Consider the following 1,137-nt stretch of genomic DNA (forward strand, 5'->3'; position numbering starts at 1 on the left):
CCCGAAGCCAGTGACTCAACTGTAAAGAGAGAGCTGTCGAAGGTGAAGCCGATGACTAGGGTGAAGTCGTAACAAGGTAGCCGTATCGGAAGGTGCGGCTGGATCACCTCCTTTCTAAGGAAAATAAGGAAGGTCGAGGCCTAACTTATAAAGATCTAAGGAAAAGAATGAAAAAAACAATAACTAAGAATAGTAATTGTTTCACTGTTGAGTATTCAAGGAAGAAAAACAAAGTGAATACAGAAAATTTCTGGTGGCGATGCGTCTATGGGAAACACCCGTTCTCATACCGAACACGATGGTTAAGCCATAAACGGCCGATGGTACTTGGTTGGAAACGACCTGGGAGAGTAGGTGGCTGCCAGATTACCAATAAAACTTACACGCCTAGTGTGTGTTATGGGCTCATAGCTCAGCTGGTTAGAGCGCACGCCTGATAAGCGTGAGGTCGGTGGTTCGAGTCCACTTGAGCCCACCATATATATAACTAAATAAAAATAACCAAAATGACCCTGGGGGTATAGCTCAGTTGGGAGAGCACCTGCCTTGCAAGCAGGGGGTCAGGAGTTCGAATCTCCTTATCTCCATTGTCTCTAAAAAAAGAGACTTGACAAACAAAGTAAGCTGTGGTAACATAGCTAAGCTGTCAAAATGAACATTGAAAACTTCACATTGAGATTATTAAATCTAACTTATATATAGAAGCGACTATTAAATAGTAAGCTGAAATAAATAAGGAAGATAAAATAATTAGACATCAAATAAAATCAAAATCCTTGAAATAAATTAGTAACCATATATCGCGTATGGTAACTAAAGAAACAAGAAAGACCAAAGCAAAAGAACAAGCTACGACAAATAACTTGTAAATCTTAGCTCTTAGCGAGACAACTTATTGAAAGATAAGTATTAATGAAACATTTATTCTATTTAAGTTTATCTAAGCTTTAAAATTTCTTTTAAACATAAAGAAATTCAAAGCAAAGAATTACTAAAACAGAAAAATGTATAGGTCAAGCTAATAAGAGCATAGGGTGGATGCCTTGGCACTAGGAGCCGATGAAGGACGTGATAAGCTGCGAAAAGCTTCGGGGAGGCGCAAATAGCCATCGAACCGGAGATATCCGAATGGGGAAA

Annotated in this window: 2 tRNA genes and 3 rRNA genes; all 5 read left to right on the forward strand. The window is 39.1% G+C overall.

From position 1 onward, the window contains the following. Nucleotides 1-114, forward strand: a 16S ribosomal RNA gene (locus tag QMG30_RS24715); the annotation flags it as partial. Nucleotides 115-249: 135 nt separating this feature from the next. After that, nucleotides 250-367, forward strand: a 5S ribosomal RNA gene (gene rrf, locus QMG30_RS24720). Nucleotides 368-401: 34 nt separating this feature from the next. Continuing rightward, nucleotides 402-478: transfer RNA gene (locus tag QMG30_RS24725), tRNA-Ile, on the forward strand. Between the two features lie 36 nt (nucleotides 479-514). Beyond that, nucleotides 515-587, forward strand: a tRNA-Ala gene (locus QMG30_RS24730). A gap of 424 nt (nucleotides 588-1,011) precedes the next feature. Then, nucleotides 1,012-1,137, forward strand: a 23S ribosomal RNA gene (locus QMG30_RS24735); the annotation flags it as partial.

Origin of the sequence: Vallitalea longa (assembly GCF_027923465.1) — a bacterium.
Lineage (GTDB): Bacteria > Bacillota > Clostridia > Lachnospirales > Vallitaleaceae > Vallitalea > Vallitalea longa.